Origin of the sequence: Kribbella sp. NBC_00709, from assembly GCF_036226565.1 — a bacterium.
Lineage (GTDB): Bacteria > Actinomycetota > Actinomycetes > Propionibacteriales > Kribbellaceae > Kribbella.
In genome coordinates, this window is the sequence record NZ_CP108996.1 from 6,174,188 (window position 1) to 6,189,741 (window position 15,554).

17 protein-coding genes are annotated in these 15,554 nt (G+C 68.9%); 8 read left to right on the forward strand and 9 right to left on the reverse strand.

All coding sequences use genetic code 11. The features are described 5' to 3' along the window. The first annotated feature begins 2 nt into the window (after positions 1-2). On the forward strand, positions 3-875 hold the full coding sequence (locus tag OHA18_RS30275; protein ID WP_328998732.1) for a branched-chain amino acid ABC transporter permease: 873 nt from the start codon (positions 3-5) through the stop codon (positions 873-875). Further along, on the forward strand, positions 872-1,939 hold the full coding sequence (locus tag OHA18_RS30280) for a branched-chain amino acid ABC transporter permease (protein ID WP_328998733.1): 1,068 nt from the start codon (positions 872-874) through the stop codon (positions 1,937-1,939). The genes OHA18_RS30275 and OHA18_RS30280 overlap by 4 nt, the downstream gene beginning before the upstream one ends. Here the strand turns inward: OHA18_RS30280 and OHA18_RS30285 are convergent. Continuing rightward, on the reverse strand, positions 1,860-2,648 hold the full coding sequence (locus OHA18_RS30285; protein WP_328998734.1) for an alpha/beta fold hydrolase: 789 nt from the start codon (positions 2,646-2,648) through the stop codon (positions 1,860-1,862). The genes OHA18_RS30280 and OHA18_RS30285 overlap by 80 nt on opposite strands. 40 nt (positions 2,649-2,688) lie before the next feature. On the opposite strand from OHA18_RS30285, the gene OHA18_RS30290 reads away from it, so the two are divergent. Then, positions 2,689-3,153, forward strand: a complete 465-nt coding sequence (locus OHA18_RS30290; protein ID WP_328998735.1) for a MarR family winged helix-turn-helix transcriptional regulator — start codon at positions 2,689-2,691, stop codon at positions 3,151-3,153. Between the two features lie 56 nt (positions 3,154-3,209). On the opposite strand, the gene qcrB is transcribed toward OHA18_RS30290, so the two are convergent. From qcrB to ctaE, 4 genes are read right to left on the reverse strand one after another with little or no spacing between them, the layout of a single operon-like run. Continuing rightward, a complete protein-coding gene (gene qcrB / locus OHA18_RS30295; protein ID WP_442914342.1) occupies positions 3,210-4,874 on the reverse strand; it encodes a cytochrome bc1 complex cytochrome b subunit in 1,665 nt (554 codons plus the stop codon). A 5-nt stretch (positions 4,875-4,879) separates the two neighbouring features. Further along, positions 4,880-5,914, reverse strand: a complete 1,035-nt coding sequence (qcrA, locus tag OHA18_RS30300) for a cytochrome bc1 complex Rieske iron-sulfur subunit (protein ID WP_442914426.1) — start codon at positions 5,912-5,914, stop codon at positions 4,880-4,882. An 11-nt stretch (positions 5,915-5,925) separates the two neighbouring features. Then, positions 5,926-6,792, reverse strand: a complete 867-nt coding sequence (gene qcrC, locus OHA18_RS30305; protein ID WP_328998737.1) for a cytochrome bc1 complex diheme cytochrome c subunit — start codon at positions 6,790-6,792, stop codon at positions 5,926-5,928. Continuing rightward, a complete protein-coding gene (ctaE, locus tag OHA18_RS30310; protein ID WP_442914343.1) occupies positions 6,789-7,502 on the reverse strand; it encodes an aa3-type cytochrome oxidase subunit III in 714 nt (237 codons plus the stop codon). The genes qcrC and ctaE overlap by 4 nt, the downstream gene beginning before the upstream one ends. A 31-nt stretch (positions 7,503-7,533) precedes the next feature. Here ctaE and OHA18_RS30315 point away from each other — a divergent pair, with 31 nt between their 5' ends. Genes OHA18_RS30315 through trpD form a run of 3 tightly spaced genes read left to right on the forward strand, consistent with a single transcriptional unit; the run spans position 7,534 to position 9,964 of the window. After that, positions 7,534-8,451: a cytochrome c oxidase assembly protein gene (locus OHA18_RS30315; protein WP_328998738.1), complete on the forward strand. Its 918-nt coding sequence runs from the start codon at positions 7,534-7,536 to the stop codon at positions 8,449-8,451. A gap of 46 nt (positions 8,452-8,497) precedes the next feature. Continuing rightward, positions 8,498-8,917 carry an Rv3143 family two-component system response regulator gene (locus OHA18_RS30320; protein ID WP_328998739.1) on the forward strand — a complete coding sequence of 140 codons (420 nt, stop codon included), beginning with the start codon at positions 8,498-8,500 and terminating at the stop codon, positions 8,915-8,917. Positions 8,918-8,920: 3 nt separating this feature from the next. Beyond that, positions 8,921-9,964: an anthranilate phosphoribosyltransferase gene (gene trpD, locus OHA18_RS30325; RefSeq protein WP_328998740.1), complete on the forward strand. Its 1,044-nt coding sequence runs from the start codon at positions 8,921-8,923 to the stop codon at positions 9,962-9,964. Positions 9,965-10,012: 48 nt separating this feature from the next. Here trpD and OHA18_RS30330 read toward each other — a convergent pair whose 3' ends face one another. Next, the gene (locus OHA18_RS30330) at positions 10,013-10,690 is read right to left on the reverse strand and encodes a hypothetical protein (protein ID WP_328998741.1); all 678 of its coding nucleotides are present in this window, start codon (positions 10,688-10,690) and stop codon (positions 10,013-10,015) included. Between the two features lie 276 nt (positions 10,691-10,966). Between OHA18_RS30330 and OHA18_RS30335 the strand changes: the two genes are divergently transcribed. Together OHA18_RS30335 and OHA18_RS30340 are read left to right on the forward strand one after the other, a co-directional pair. Then, entirely contained in the window at positions 10,967-11,278 is a 312-nt protein-coding gene (locus OHA18_RS30335) for a hypothetical protein (RefSeq protein ID WP_328998742.1), read from the forward strand. A 3-nt stretch (positions 11,279-11,281) separates the two neighbouring features. After that, positions 11,282-11,599 carry a hypothetical protein gene (locus tag OHA18_RS30340; protein ID WP_328998743.1) on the forward strand — a complete coding sequence of 106 codons (318 nt, stop codon included), beginning with the start codon at positions 11,282-11,284 and terminating at the stop codon, positions 11,597-11,599. Between the two features lie 163 nt (positions 11,600-11,762). On the opposite strand, the gene OHA18_RS30345 is transcribed toward OHA18_RS30340, so the two are convergent. The 3 genes from OHA18_RS30345 to OHA18_RS30355 form a co-directional block, all read right to left on the reverse strand. Beyond that, positions 11,763-14,228 (reverse strand): DUF2510 domain-containing protein, encoded by a 2,466-nt coding sequence (locus OHA18_RS30345; RefSeq protein ID WP_328998744.1) that lies wholly within the window; start codon positions 14,226-14,228, stop codon positions 11,763-11,765. Between the two features lie 143 nt (positions 14,229-14,371). After that, positions 14,372-14,659, reverse strand: coding sequence for an Lrp/AsnC family transcriptional regulator (locus OHA18_RS30350; RefSeq protein ID WP_167213927.1), 288 nt, complete (start codon positions 14,657-14,659; stop codon positions 14,372-14,374). A gap of 26 nt (positions 14,660-14,685) precedes the next feature. Further along, positions 14,686-15,477, reverse strand: coding sequence for a helix-turn-helix transcriptional regulator (locus OHA18_RS30355; RefSeq protein ID WP_328998745.1), 792 nt, complete (start codon positions 15,475-15,477; stop codon positions 14,686-14,688). Between the last annotated feature and the right edge of the window lie 77 nt (positions 15,478-15,554).

The window sequence follows — 15,554 nt, forward strand, 5'->3', positions numbered from 1 at the left end:
GGATGGCTCAGAATCTTGTCGACGCCGTCAGCATCGGCAGTCTTGATGCCTTGATCGCGATCGGCATCGCGCTGCTGTTCAGCATCATGGGGCTGATCAATTTCGCGCACGGCGAGTTGATCATGATCGGCGGGTACGCGCTGCTGTGGTTCGCCGGACTGCCGTTCGCCGTGACGGCAGTACTCGTAGTCGCGGTCGTCGTCGGGTGTGGACTCGCGATGGAGCGGCTCGCCTTCCGATCCGTGCGCGGGGCGAGTGGGGAGACGCTGCTGATGACCTCGTTCGCCCTCAGCCTGTTCGTCCAGGGCGGCGTACTGCTGTTCGAGGGCGCGAATCCGAAGAGTGTCGACGTCCTCGGAAGTCTCGGGGCGAGTGTGCACGTGGCCGGCCTGTCGGTCGGCAAGCTCGACCTTGCGATCATCGGCGTCACCGCGGTGTTGCTGCTCGGGCTTGCGTGGTTCCTGCGCGCGACACCGCTCGGCGTCCAGATGCGCGCCGCGGCCGAGGACTTCAGGATGGCGCGCGCACTCGGCGTACGCGCCAACCTCGTCGTCGCCATCGCCTTCGGGGTGAGTGGCGCGTTCGCGGCGATCGCGGCGATCTTCCTGGTCGCGAGGACGGGCACGCTGACTCCGGCCATGGGCCTGAGCCCGGTACTCACGGGGTTCGTCGCGATCGTGCTCGGCGGGCTCGGCCGGCTGTGGGCGGCCGCGCTGGGCGCGTTCGTACTCGCCCTGCTCTCCGTGATGCTGCAGGCGTACCTGCCCACTTCGATGGCGCCGTACCGAGACGCCTTGGTGTACCTCGGGATCGTCGTCATCCTGGTCATGCGGCCGCACGGCATCGCCGGCCGCCCCGGGGCGGTGCGGGTATGACGAGCTCGAGTACGTCGGCGCTGGCGCGCTGCGCGCCCGCCGTCGCCTGCACCGTACTGGTGCTCGCGGTCAGCGGCCTGGCCATGATCGGCTCGGAGACGACCCAGCGGACGGCGACGCAGATGCTCGTCATGGGTGTCATTGCCGTCGGCACCTTCATCTTCGTCGGCAACTCGGGCGTGCTGTCCTTCGGCCACGTCGTGTTCGTCGCCGTCGGGGCGTACTCCACGGCGCTGACGACCGTTCCGCACGGCCTGAGGCAGGCGCTGCTGCCCGAGTTGCCGAGTTGGCTCGGACGGCTCGAGCTCGGCCTTCCCGAGGCGCTGCTGATCTCCGGCCTGCTCTCCCTCCTGGTCGGCGTCGTCTTCTCACTGATCATCCTGCGTCTCGACGGGATGGCGGCCGGCATCGCAAGCCTGGCGCTGCTGATCAGCGTCAACGTGGTGATCGGCAACTGGGACGCGGTCACCCGCGGCTCGCAAGGGATCGTGGGAATCCCTACCGATCTCACCATCGGCACCACCGTTCCCTGGCTGATCGGCGCGATCGCGGTCGCTCTGGCCCACCAACTGAGCCGGTCCGGCTTCCGGCTGCGGGCTTCGCGCGAGGATCCCGTCGCCGCTGCCGCACTCGGGGTCCGGATCCGGCGGGACCGGTCGATCGCGTTCGTCATCAGCGCGTTCGTCTGCGGCGTCGGCGGTGGTTTGTATGCCCATTTCCTCGGAGCACTGACCCCGGGCGACGTCTACCTGCAGCTGACCCTGCTCACTCTGCTGATGCTCATCGTCGGCGGGGTCCGCAGCCTGAGCGGTGCCGTCATCGGGACCCTCTTCATCTCCGTGCTGGCCGAGTTGCTCCGAAGGATCGAGGCCGGGGGAGAGGTCGGCCCGATAGCGCTCGCTCCGCATCCCGGCATTCAGCAACTGATCCTCGCCCTGACACTGCTGCTGACCCTGCTCCTGCGTCCCGGCGGGATCACCTCACTCAGCCGAGGAACTGCAAGAGTGCGTTGGAGAGTTCGTCGCCGTGCGCGGTGGGGAGTGAGTGGTGCGTCGCATCGGTGAGGTGTACGACGGATGCCCCGGCGGCTGCTGCTCGCCGCGCCAGCTGCCGCGGGTCGTGGGACTTGGTGCGGTCCGCCACGAGCACAAGGGTCGGCGGTAGATGCTTCAGCTGCTCGGGGGTGGGGCGGCGAGGCTTGACCGGCTGGGTCGTGGGCTCGACGGAGGCCAGGGCGGCCAGGTCCAGCCAGGCTGGATCTATCGGGAGGCCTTGGGTCTCCCAACGGATGAAGGACTTCAGGCGGGCCTCTGAGGGGCGCAGGAGCATCGGCAGGGCGCGGGCCACGTAGGCGGGTCTGAGGCCGGTGAAGCAGTCCGTGGGGTCGATCAGCGCCAGCCGCGGGACCGGTGTCTGCAGGGCGTACGTTAGGGCGATCCAGGCGCCGTACGAGTGGCCGACGAGTAGCGGGTCGTCGAGGCCCTTCAGGACTCCGGACAGCCAGGTCATCAGCTCGGCGACCGTGCGAGGTGGGGGTGCGGTGCTCAGACCGGCGTCGCCGGGGACGTCCGGGGCGTAGACGCGGTACCGCTCGGCCAACCGCGGAGCGACGGGGAACCAGACCGGAGCGGTGGCGCCGTGACTGGCGAGAAGGACCACGGTCTGGGCGTCGGCGGGACCGCAGACGTTGACATGCGTGCCGGCGACGTCGAGGTGTTCGACCGGGATGTCCCAGCGGGCGAGGAGAGCGGCGTACGCGTCCTGGAAGGTCATGCTGCCGAGAATAGCTCACTGAGTGAGGTAAACTGAGCGCATGCGTGAAGGAGTGACGCCGGCGGACGCCGAACGGGCCGCCGCGCTGGAGTTGGTGCACGGGCTGCGTGCGGTCGCGCTCAGGCTGGAGCAGTCGGTCGGGGAGTTCGCTCGTACGTCGGGCTTGCACGGGACCGACGTACGGGCGCTAGTGAGCCTCCTCGACGCCGAGCGGGCCGGAGTGGAGGCCACGCCCAGTTGGCTTGCTCAGCAGCTTGGAATGACCTCTCAGGCGACGACGGCCGTCATCCACCGCCTGGAGGCCGCCGGGCACGTCGAACGCCTCAGAAGCCGCACGGACGGCCGCAGCGCCCGCCTCCAGGTCTCCGACAGCGCGGTCGGCCTGGGCTGGCAGTTCTTCGGCCCGCTCCTCGATCGTCTGATCGCCACCACCCAGACCCTCGACAGCGACCAGCAGACAGTGGTGAAGAACTACCTGTCTGCGGTCACCGACGCGCTGGGATAAACGAAAGGGCCCCGGCGAGTGAACTGCTGCCGGGGCCCTTTGCGTTCGGTACGACGTCAGCTGCGGTCGCTGGTGACCTCGCGGTAGGTCTCCGTGTCTTCCGTCAGCTCGTGGATCTCGTCGGAGTCGTGCGCGTGCTCGTGCGCCTCCTCGAGCTCCTGGCTGGTCGGCTTCTGGATCGCGTCGGCGAAGTAGAAGCGGGACAGCCGGGCGCGGACCTTGTTCAGGGCCCGGCGCGGGGCGCGGACGCCGTTGTCGTCGGTCTCCGGACCGATCTCGTACGGCAGGACGCGGTCCCGTGCGGTCAGCGAGTACGCCTCGTACGTCGAGATCGGCTGGTGCTTCTCGGTGTACTTGCCCTCGGGCGAGCGCACGATCACACCGGTCTCGAGACCGTGCAGCAGCCGCTCGTGGTCGGCCCGCTGCAGCGAGATCGCCCAGCGACGCGCGACCCAGAAGGCCAGGATCGGCCCCAGGATCACGGCAAACCGCAGGAACCAGGTCACGTTGTTCAGCGAGGCCCCGAAGTGGGTCGCTATCAGGTCGTTACCGCCACCGATCCACAGCAGCGCGTAGAAGGTGATGAACGCGACGCCGACGCCGGTGCGGGTCGGGACGTCCCGCGGCCGGTCCAGCAGGTGGTGCTCGCGCTTGTCACCGCTGATCCAGCCCTCGATGAACGGATACAACGCGACCAGTGTCACGAACGCGGGCGGGATGATCAGCGCCGGGATGAGCAGGTTCCAACCCAGCGTGATGCCCCAGAAGTGCGACTCGAAGCCGGGGAATATTCGCACCGCGCCTTCCAGCCAGCCCATGTACCAGTCGGGCTGTGAACCCGCCGTCACCTCGGCCGGGTTGTACGGCCCGTACAGCCAGACGGGGTTGATCTGCATCAGCGCACCCATCAGGGCGGTGATGCCGAAGACCACGAAGAAGAAGCCGCCGGCCTTGGCGGTGTACACCGGGAACAGCGGGTAGCCGACCACGTTCTTCTGCGTCCGGCCGGGTCCGGCGTACTGCGTGTGCTTGTGGTAGACGACCAGGAACAGGTGGGCCGTGACGAGGCCCAGGATGATGCCCGGTATCAGCAGCACGTGGACGATGAAGAATCTCGAGACGAACTCGTCGCCCGGGAACTCACCGCCGAAGATGAAGAAGTTCATGTACGTGCCGACAATCGGTGACGCCTGGATCATGCCGTTGGTGATCCGCAGACCGGTGCCGGACAGCAGGTCGTCGGGCAGGCCGTAGCCGATGAAGCCCTCGATGATGCCGAGGAACAGCATCCCGAAGCCGATCAGCCAGTTCAGCTCACGCGGCTTGCGGAACGCGCCGGTGAAGAACATCCGGAGCAGGTGCACCATCATCGCGGCGATGAACAGCACGGCCGCCCAGTGGTGGATCTGCCGGACCAGCAGACCGCCGCGGACGTCGAAGGTGATGTCCAGCGTCGAGGCGTAGGCCTCCGACATGTGCAGACCCTTGAGCAGGCTGTACGAGCCGTTGTACTGGACTTCCGCCATCGACGGCTTGAACCAGAACGTCAGGAAGGTGCCGGTCAGGATCAGGATGATGAAGCTGTAGAGCGCGATCTCGCCCAGCATGAAGGACCAGTGGTCGGGGAAGACCTTCCGCAGGTTCTTCTTCCCGATCTTCGCGATGCCGAGCCGATCGTCGATCCACTTGACCGGCGGTGGGAATTCTTCTGTGTTCGACACTGGTGTCACCCTCGTTCCCAGAAGCTAGGGCCGACCGGCTCGGTGAAGCCGCTCTGCGCGACCAGGTAGCCCTCACTGTCCAATGCCAACGGTAGCTGAGGCAGTGGCCGGGCCGCAGGGCCGAAGACGACTTTCGCGCTGTCGGACAGGTCGAACGTCGACTGGTGGCACGGGCAGAGCACGTGGTGGGTGGTCTGCTCGTACAGCGAGATCGGGCATCCGACGTGGGTGCAGATCTTCGAGTAGCACAGGATGCCGTCGATGCCCCAGTTCTCCCGGCCGGGCTTGGTGCGGATCTCGCTCGGCTTGATCCGGACCACGATCACCGCGGCCTTCGCCTTGGCGTTCTGGTACTCGGTCGGGTTCTCCTCCTGCAGCGGGGCCAGGTTGGCCGGCGCCGCGTTGACCAGCTGGCCGACGATCAGGTCGGACGGCTTGAGCGGGCGGTCGGTGACGTCGTTGACGACCCGGATGCCCTTCGCCCAGATCGTGTTGTAGAGCGCCCGGCCCGGCAGCGGGCCGAGGTCGCGCAGGAACACGATGGCAGGCAGTCCGAGCACACCCAGCGCGCCGATCAGCGAGTTGCGGATCATCTTGCGGCGGCCGAAGCCCGACTCGGCGGTGCCCTGCTTGAACGCCTCGGTGATCTCGGCGATCTGCTCGGGCGAGGAGTGCGCGGCGTGCCGGTCCTCGGAGATCTCCTCGTCGACCATCAGCTTCTTGGCCCACTGGATCGCACCGGCACCGATCAGGAACAGCGCGAGCCCGATGCACACGCCCATGACCATGTTGTTGCCGTTGCCGGACAGCGGACCGAACTGGAGGATCGAGTCCCGCGGGATCGCGAAGTACGCCACGCAGGCCCCGAGCACCAGCAGGGTGGCCAGGCCGAACATGCCCGAGACCTGCCGCTCGACGCGGTCGGCCGCCTTCGGGTCGATGTCGGTGATCCGCGGCTCGTGCGGCTCCAGACCCGGGTCCGGGATCGGCTCCGCCACCTCGAGGGCGGTGCCGTGTTCCTCCTCCGGCTTCACCGGCAGATTGTCGTTACTCACTTGGCCTTCGCTCCCTTGGCCTTGACGCCCTTGGCGCCGATCCAGACCGCTACGCACACCAGCAGACCGATGCCGACGAACCAGCCCCACAGACCCTCGGAGACCGGGCCGAGCCGGCCGAGGCCGAAGCCGCCCGGGTCCTTCTGCGTCTGCAGCGCCTTCAGATAGGCGATGATGTCGGCCTTGTCCTGCGGCTGCATGACCTGGTCGGAGAAGACCGGCATCTGCTGCGGACCGGTCAGCATCGCTTCGTAGATGTGCTTCTCACTGACGCCCATCAGCGACGGCGCGTACTTGCCGTTCGGCAGCGCGCCACCGCGACCGGCGAAGTTGTGGCAGGCCGTGCAGTTGGTGCGGAACAGCTCGCCGCCGCGGGTGATCTGCTCGTCGGTGGCCTTGCTCACGTCGTACGAGTCCTGCGCCGGGACGGCCGGGCCGGGGGCGAGCGAGGCGACGTACGCGGCCAGGGCCTCGATCTCCTCCTGCGAGTACGCCGGGGTCTTGCGCGGGATCTGGGCGCCCGGCTGCATCGCGGGCATCCGGCCGGTGCCGACCTGGAAGTCGACCGCGGCGGCGCCGACGCCGATCAGCGACGGGCCGGCCATCTTGCCCGCGCCGTTCCCGCCGCCCTCGGCGTTCAGGCCGTGGCAGCTGGAGCAGCCGACCGAGAAGAGCTTCTTGCCCTCTTCGATCTGCTGGGACTGGGCCGAGTTGTCCGCCTGGGCGCTGTCAGGGGCGAAGGCGGCGTACGCCGACCCCACAGCGAGGAGGCCGAACAGGAGCACGACGAGGCCGGCGGACCGGTGCCGTCGTCGCGCGGAGAGAAAGCGCGCCGGTGACAAGGAAGGTCTCTTCTCACTCATTTGAGCAGGTAGATGGTCGCGAACAGGGCGATCCAGACCACGTCGACGAAGTGCCAGTAGTACGACACGACGATCGCCGAGACGGCCTGTTCGTGGGTGAACTTTCGAGCCATGTACGTCCTGGCCAGGACGAACACGAAGGCGATGAGGCCGCCGGTGACGTGCAGCGCGTGGAACCCCGTGGCCAGGTAGAACACCGAGCCGTACGCGGTGGACGAGATCGTCAGACCCTCGTGCACCAGCCCGGTGTACTCGGTCACCTGGCCGGCGACGAAGACCGCGCCCATCAGGTACGTGAGGATGAACCACTCACGCATGCCCCAGTTCCGCGGGTTCGCCAGCGAGCCGACCCGGCCCACCTTGCCGTGCTCGGCGGCGAACACACCGGCCTGGCAGGTGAACGACGAGGCGACCAGGATGAACGTGTTCACCGAGGCGAACGGGACGTCCAGGAGGTGCGTCGACACCTGCCACAGCGTCTCCGTGCCCGGAGCGGCGGCAGCGGTCGTCACCGACCGGATCGTGAAGTACGCCGCGAACAGGGCGGCGAAGAACATCAGTTCGCTCGAGAGCCAGACGATCGTGCCGACACTGACCATGCTGGGACGGTCGTGGTGTCCGTGTTCACGAGACGCTGGGAGCGCGGTTGCAGTGGCCACGCCGTCATTATGTCGGTCCTCGCGTTCAGCGCTACGACCACCCCCGTGCATGTCGTGAACCGGGTGTTCCTACTGTTGAAGCGTGCTTCCCCTCCACGCCACGCCCGGCGACCAGATCGAGCCGTTGACACCGGTCCGGTTGCTGACGGCATGGACCTTCGAGCCGGTGTTACTCGGCGTGATCATCGTCCTCGGCGGGCTCTACCTGTACGGCGTCCACAAGCTGCGCAAACGCGGTGACAAGTGGTCCCGGGCGCGCACGGTCGCGTTCGTCGGACTCGGGCTCGGCAGCGCCGTCGTCGCCACCCAGTCGGCGCTCGGCACCTACGACACGGTGCTGATCAGCGTCCACATGGTGCAGCACATGATCCTGTCGATGCTGACGCCGCTGATGATGGCGCTCGGCGCGCCGATCACGCTGGCGCTGCGGACCCTGCCGGCGCGGCCACGGAAATGGTTGCTCTCCGTGTTGCACTCGCGGATCGCCAAGGTGCTGTGCTTCCCGCTGATCGGCTTCACGCTGTTCGTGCTCAGCCCGTGGGCCCTCTACTTCAGCGGCTGGTACGACGCGACGCTGCACTCCGCCGTACTGCACGACCTGCTGCACCTGCACTTCATCCTGGTCGGGTCGTTGTTCTTCTGGCCGCTGCTCGGTCTCGACCCGGTGCCCGGCCGGGTGATCTACCCGTTCCGGCTGATGCTGACGTTCCTCACGCTGCCGTTCCACGCGTTCCTCGGCATCACGATCATGTCCGCCAACAAGCTGATCGCCGAGGACTGGTACACCAGCTTCGGCCGGTCCTGGTCGCCGTCGCCGCTGCGTGACCAGTACATCGCGGGCGGTCTGCTGTGGGGTTCGGGTGACCTCATCGGCGTGGTGTTCTTCGCCGTACTGTTCGTCCAGTGGGTGCGGGAGTCGCAGCGCGAGGCGCGGCGCGAGGACCGGCGGCTGGACCGGTTGGAGGAACAGGCTCGCCGGGCCGGACAGCCGCCCCGGTAGCATTCGCGGTGACCATGTTGATGTCCACAGAACTTGGGATGGATCGATGAGTTCAGAGCGTCCGCTGAAGGTGCTGCTCTACAGCGACGACCGTACGACGCGGGAGTCCGTCCGCCTGGCCCTCGGCAAGCGGCCGGCCGCCGATCTGCCCGAGCTCGAGTACGTCGAGTGCGCGACCGAGCCGGCCGTGATCAAGACCATGGACAAGGGCGGGATCGACCTGGCCATCCTCGACGGCGAAGCGGTTCCGGCCGGCGGCATGGGCATCGCCCGGCAGTTGAAGGACGAGATCTTCCAGTGCCCGCCGATCCTGGTCATCACCGGCCGTCCGCAGGACGCCTGGCTGGCGACCTGGTCGCGGGCCGAGGGCGTGGTCTCGCACCCGATCGACCCGGTCAAGATGGCCGACGTCACCGCGGACCTGCTCCGCCAGCGCCTGGCCAAGCTCCCCGCCACCACCGCCTGACTGATGGCCGCCTACACCTGGCCCCAGGTTCTCGGGCCGCTGCTGCGGCATGAGGACCTGGAGGCCGCCGCCACCGCCTGGGCCATGGAGCAGATCCTGTCCGGGGCGGCGTCGCCGGCGCAGCTGGCCGGGTTCGTGATCGGGCTGCGGTCCAAGGGCGAGACGGTCACCGAGGTCGAGGGCCTGGTCGCCACCATGCGCGACTTCGCCGCCCGGATCACCGTGCCCGGCCGGACGCTCGACGTCGTCGGTACCGGCGGTGACCAAGCCCACACCGTGAACATCAGCACGATGTCGGCGATCGTCGCGGCCGGCGCCGGCGCGAAGGTCGTCAAGCACGGCAACCGCGCCGCCTCGTCCGCGTGCGGCGCCGCCGACGTGCTCGAGGAGCTGGGGATCCCGCTCGACCTCACCGGGCCGCAGGTGGCCGAGGTGGCGGAGCGGGTCGGGATCACGTTCTGCTTCGCGTCGGCGTTCCACCCGGCCCTGCGGAACGCGGCGGTCCCGCGGCGGGAGCTCGGCGTACCGACGACGTTCAACCTGCTCGGCCCGCTGGCGAACCCGGGCGACCCGTCCGCGCAGGCGGTCGGGGTCGCGGACGGGCGGGTGGCCGGGCTGATGGCCGGCGTACTCGCGCGGCGGGGGATCGACGCGCTGGTGTTCCACGGCGACGACGGGCTCGACGAGCTGACCACCCGTACGACGTCACAGGTGTGGGTCGTCGGCGGCGGGAAGGTCGAGGGGCCGATGACGCTGGATCCGCGCGAGCTCGGGATCGCGCCGGTGTCGGCGGATGCGTTGAAGGGCGCGGACGCGACGTACAACGCGAAGGTCGTCCGGGCGCTCGTCGACGGCGAGCCGGGGGCGGTGCGGGACGTCGTACTGCTGAACGCCGGGGCCGCGCTGGCGGTGTACACGCCTGAAGAGGGGACTGTGACCGCGCGGATCCGGGCCGGGATGGACCGGGCGGCCGAGGCGATCGACTCCGGTGCCGCGAAGGACGTGCTGGACCGGTGGATCGCTGCCTGCGCCGAGGTGCGCGGCTGATCAGCTGCTGACGAAGGGCCGGTGGGGGTGACCCCGCCGGCCCTTTCGCTATTTGTTGATCGCGATCTGGCTGACCTTGTAGCGCCAGACGTTCTGCCAGGCCGGGGTCGAGCCGGCGATGTCGGCGACCGAGACGTCCGCCGTACCGTCGCCGCGGTCGATCACGGCGATCATCACGGTGGAGAAGGTCTCCGCGAGCTTCGGTTGCTTGACCACGACCTTGGCGACGATCTCGTGACCCTGGTGGCCGTTGACCGTCAGCACCTTGTGCGTGGTGCCGGGCATCAGCTGCGCGTTCTTGTCGTACAGGTTGACGATCGCGCGGGAGCCGATCTGGACCGCGGCCTCCTTGAGACCGGCTGCGGTGTTCTTGTACGGGATGTCCGGCGGGAGCTGGCCGAAGGCGACATAGTTGCCCCAGGTGCCGCCCTTGCCGTCGTAGTTCTTGTGCACCACGAACCAGATCGCGGCGCCGCCCCACAAGCCGGTGCGCTCGTAGCTGTTGGTCCAGGCCGAGCTCATGTTCGGCATCGAGTCGTTGTTCGAGGCAACCATCACGGTGCCGAGCACCTTGCCGTACGGCGTCGGCGTCGAGGACGGCGCCACCGACGGGCTGACCGTCTCGAGCGGCGTCGCACCACCCGAAGGCAAGGCGACCGGACTGACCGCATCCGCCTTCGACCAGATCCACCCCACACTCAACCCAGTGGTGGCAAGCGCCGCCACCACCAACACGATCGCCCCGATCATCCGAGCCCGCCCACTAACTCCAGCAGACCCGCCATTCCCCCCATCCGCACCAGGCAACCGCCCACCACCATGCAAACCGCCTGCTGCCGCATGCGAACCAGCCCTCGAGGCCTGCGAGCCCCCGGACTGCTGTGGCGGCGGCTGCTGTCGCGCCTGCTGCCCATGCTGAGGCCCCGTAGCTTGCGTCTGCCACCCAACCTGCCGCGGCCCCCGCCCCTGCTGAGCAGCCCCCCACACCGGTCCACCCTGCGGTTGCCCAGGCTGCGGCTGCCCGAGAGGCGGTTGTCCTGGACCGGGCTGCCCCGGCTGAACCGGACCAGGCTGTGGCTGCCCGGCATGAGCCGGGCCTGGCTGACCTGGGACTGCCTGACCTATGCCTGGCTGACCTATGCCTGGCTGACCTATGCCTGGCTGACCTGGACCTCGCTGTCCCGGGTGTGGCTGTCCGGTGTTGGCCGGACCTGCCTGCGGCTGGGAGTGCTGGGCTTGGTTCGGTTGCCGGTAGCCGGGTTGTGGTTGTCCGGGCTGAGGGCTGCCTGGTTGCTGAGGCTGGCTTGGCTGTGATTGGTGCGGTGGGCGGCCGGTGTACGGCGGACCCTGCTGTGGCGTGGCGTGTTGCGGGCCGGCGTGCTGAGGACCGGGCTGGCGGGAGACGGGCTGCTGCGGCGGCTGTACACCCCACATCTGTGCCCCCGGCTGCTGCTGACCTGGCTGCGGACCCTGGTGCTGCGGAGCCGACTGCTGCGGAGCTGGCTGCTGGCCGAGCTGCTGCTGACCCGGCTGCTGCGATCCCACCTGCGGCGACCCCGGCTGTTGGGGGGCTGCGTGTTGGGGGCGGGAGGGGGGTGGGGCGGGGGCGGGGGACTGGCCGAAGAGGGCGTCTGACGAGGGGTTGGGTTGGGTGGGGTTTTGGGCAGGCTGGGTCCAGGGGTTCGGGGTGCCGGCTTGGGGATCGCCGGGTGTGGGGTTTGCGGGTGGGCCGCCCTGGGCGGGGGCGTCCGGCGTACCCGGGGGTGCGTCGTCGCGGGGCGGGTTCTGGTCTTCGTTCTCAGCCAACGTTGATTCCCTTGTAGGCCTGGCTCTCGGCCGCCTTCAGATCTGGGCGGTTGTTGGGGATGCCGCTGATGTAGGCGACCGCCGTTCCGTCACCGAGGTCGAAAACGGCCACCGTCAGGGTAAGCACTCGATCGGTCACTGCGGCCGATGTCGCGGTCACGGTTTGCTGGAAGAACCAGCCCGACTTGTCCGTCCGCTTCACGGCGCCGCTCGCGACCGTCCGGTAGGTCGCCGGGATGCTCCCGTACATGCCGGTCCGCAGCTGCACCGACAGCGCCGCCGCGGTCGCCTTCGGGTCGCCGTTGAAGCCCGATCCGGTACCGAGACCGCCGACGAAGATGTCCGCGGTCCAGTCGTCGGCGCCGTTGACGTTCTCCTGCAGGACGATGTGCTGCCCGCTCGAGTCGAGCAACTGCTGGACCAGGCGCTTGCGGTCCGACCACGGCGGGTTGCGCCGCGGGAACGAGATCGCGTCCGACGAGATCCGGCCGGTGCCTTCGTGCAGCTTCGGGTTCTTCGACTGACCCGGCTTGGTGCTGCTCTGGTTCGTAGGGGAGCCGGTCGGCTGCGGCGAGGTGGTCGGGCCGGGGTCGGCCTTCTTGTCGTCCCCGGAGCTGGTGATCAGGAAGACCGCGGCCACGATCAGCATCGCCAGAGCGATCCCGCCACCGACGATCAACGGCAGCTTCGCACCGAACTGACCACCGCCACCGCCGGAACTCTTCGGCTTCTTGCTCTTGCCCTTGTCCCGCTTCCCGACGCCGGAGCTCAGGTCGGTCTGCCCGCCCCAGCTCTCGTTCTCGTCCTCACCCCAGGCACGCGGCGTCTGCTGATCTTCCCACGCCTGCTGCCCGCCGCCCTGCTGGAAGCCCTGCGGCCCAACCCCCTGCTGCACACCACCTTGCTGTACTCCGGCAGTCACCTGCCCACCGCTCTGCGGGCCACCCCACTGCTGCTGCCCGCCCTGCTGCCCGTCACCCCACGACTGCCCGCCCTGTTGGCCGTCGCCCCACGACTGCCCGCTGCCCTGCTGGTCGCCGGCCCATGAGTTGCCGCTCTGGTGGCCGTTGTTGGCCCAGGACTGGGCGCCGTCCTCCTGCGTCGGTGCGGTGTTCTGCTGACCGTCCCAGCTCGGAGACCCGTTCTGCTGGTCGTTGCTCCAGCCGTTGCCGTTCTGCTGGTCGCCGGTCTGCTGCACGGGCCAGCTCTGCCCGCTCCACGCCTGATCGCCGGTCGGCTGACCGTTCTGCGTCTCGGCGGTCGCCTGCTGACCCCAAGGCGCGGGCTGCTCGGCGCCCCAGCTTTGGCCTTGCTCGGGCTGGGCGCCCTGCTGACCGTTCCAGCTCTGGTCCCGGCCGTTCTGCTCCTGAGGCTGGTCACCCCACATTTGGACCTGGGTGGGCTGTTCCTGGGTGGTGTCCGCCGCAGCCGGCATCGACCAGAGCGGTGCGGCCGGATGGTCCGGTGTCTGCTGGTCGTCCTCGTCGCTGACCTCGACACCCCACGACGGCTGATCACTCGACTGCTGGTCCTGCTCGTCGCCTGCCTGACTACCCCAGTCCGGCTGCAGTTGCGCAGCCACCTGAGCTGCGTCCGCCGCCTGAACCTCCGCGTCCTGCGCGCTCACGTCAGCGCCAGGCACCTCAGCGCCAGGCACATCAGCAGCAGCCACCCCAACGGCCGGTAGGTCAGCGGTCACCTCAGCCGCAGCCGCGTCACTGGCCGCGGCGACAGGCTGCGCGTCCTCCTTCGGCGTAGGTGCGAACCTCGGCTGCTCGGTCCAGCTCACATCCGACCAAGGCTCCGCCGAATCAGCATCCTCGTCCGCGCCGTCAGCCGGCGATGGCGCAGGAGCGAGCTTCAACGTCCACCCGGCGGACGGCTCCTCGGCCTGCACAGTCGGTACTTCGGTGCCCGCCGTACCCTGCTCTGCCTCGAGCTCCTCCTCCGTGAACTCGCGCTGCGTCCAGTGCTCCGGGGGAGCGGCCGCGATCTCGGGCGCACCCCAGGTCGCCTGGGCGCGCTCTGCCGGGGTTGGCCCGGCTTCCTGGGCAGTCTCCTGATGAGTCACCGCACGCAGGCGCGGCCCGCCGTTCGCCTGGACATCGCCGTCGGCCGGATCGAGGTCCCACAGTTGCGGTGTAGGCGTCGGCTGCCACCACCCGACCGATTCTGCGTCGTCCTGTGACTCCTGCACCGACCGCAGCCCAGGACCAGGCGCCTCAGGCTCAGCGTCAGGCGCCTGCCCGACCGGCTGCGTGGAGACCTGCCCGACCGGCTCCGTAGAGACCGGCTCTGGGGGGAGCGGCGGCGTCGAGGCGTTCTGGTGCGACTTCTCAGGGGCCGGCTCGGGGTCCTCGTGTTCGGTCTGGTTGGTCCACTTCTCCCCGTTCCAGAAGCGGATGATGTTCGGCTGGCCGGTGGGGTCGGGGTACCAGCCGGCGGGCGGGTTGCTCATCCGCGTCCTCGCTCGGCTGTCGGCGCGAACCTCGAGTGCGCACCCGCACGAAGTACGCCGTTGTCGGCAATGAACTGGCCCCGGTCGTTCATGTGTTCACCGTAACTTCAGCTCGTGTCAGCCGGACCGGTCCTGACCGGTCCTCAGACACCGTCCTCCTGGCCCAGGCTGAAGGCCGCCTCCAGGTCATGGCTGGAGTACGCACGGAAGGCGATGTGCGTCTCGGTGCTGACCACACCGGGCACCCGGTTGACGTGCTCGGGGATGACGGTGGCCAGGTCGTCGTGCCGCGCGACCCGGACGAGCGCGATCAGGTCGAGCCCGCCGGTCACGGAGTACACCTCGCTGACGCCGTCGATCGCCGCCACCTGCTCGGCCACCTCCGGGATCCGTGCGACGTCGGCCTTGATGAACACGATCGCGGTGACCATGCCGTCCTCTCCTCAGAACTCATCCTCTAGACCCGCTGAAGCATAGTGTGGTCGAGGCCCCGCAACGCCCTCGCCGTCGGTTCGTCCGCGGGCAGGAACGCCTCCATCCGCAGTTCCGACACGGTCACGTCGATCGCCGTACCGAACCTGGTCAGCGTGGTGATCAGCCGCAGCTCCCCGTCTGCCGACCGCAGCCGCAGCGGTACGGCGAACCCGAGGTGATCCGGCCCGGTCGCCGGACGTGGCGGAACCAGCGCGGTCAGCTCCGAAATGAGGCTGTCGGCCGCCGGATCCGGCACCACCGCGGCCTCCCGCGTGAGCGCGTCGATCACGTGCCACGACCACTCGGCGAGGTTTACGATCCGCGGCGCCAGCCCGGCCGGGTGCAGCAGCAGCCGGGGCAAGGACACCGGCGGCTCCAGCAGGTACGGCGCGACGCCCGCGACGAGCGCGTCGAACGCCCCGTTGGCGATCACCAGGTCACCGCGCCGATCCACGACGACCGCCGGGCTCGGCCGGTGCCCTTCGAGGATCGCGGTCAGCGCCGAACGGATCGCGCCGAGGTCCGGTGCCCCGTACGGCGTCTCGTCGTACGCCGGTGCGTACCCGCCGGCGACCAGTAACTGGTTGCGCTCGCGCAGCGGCACCTGGAGCGACTCGGCGAGCCGGATGATCATGTCCCGGCCGGGCGCCGACCGGCCGCTCTCGATGAAGCTGACGTGCCGCTGCGTCGTGCCGGCGCGAATCGCCAGCTCGAGCTGACTCACTCGTCGTCGGGTACGCCACAACCGCAGGCCTGCGGACAGCTCTGATGCCATGCCGCAGTTCTAACGCATGCCACCGACATTCCATACCCAGCAGGGAATTGTCCGCCCACAACCAGCCCGGGCAAGGT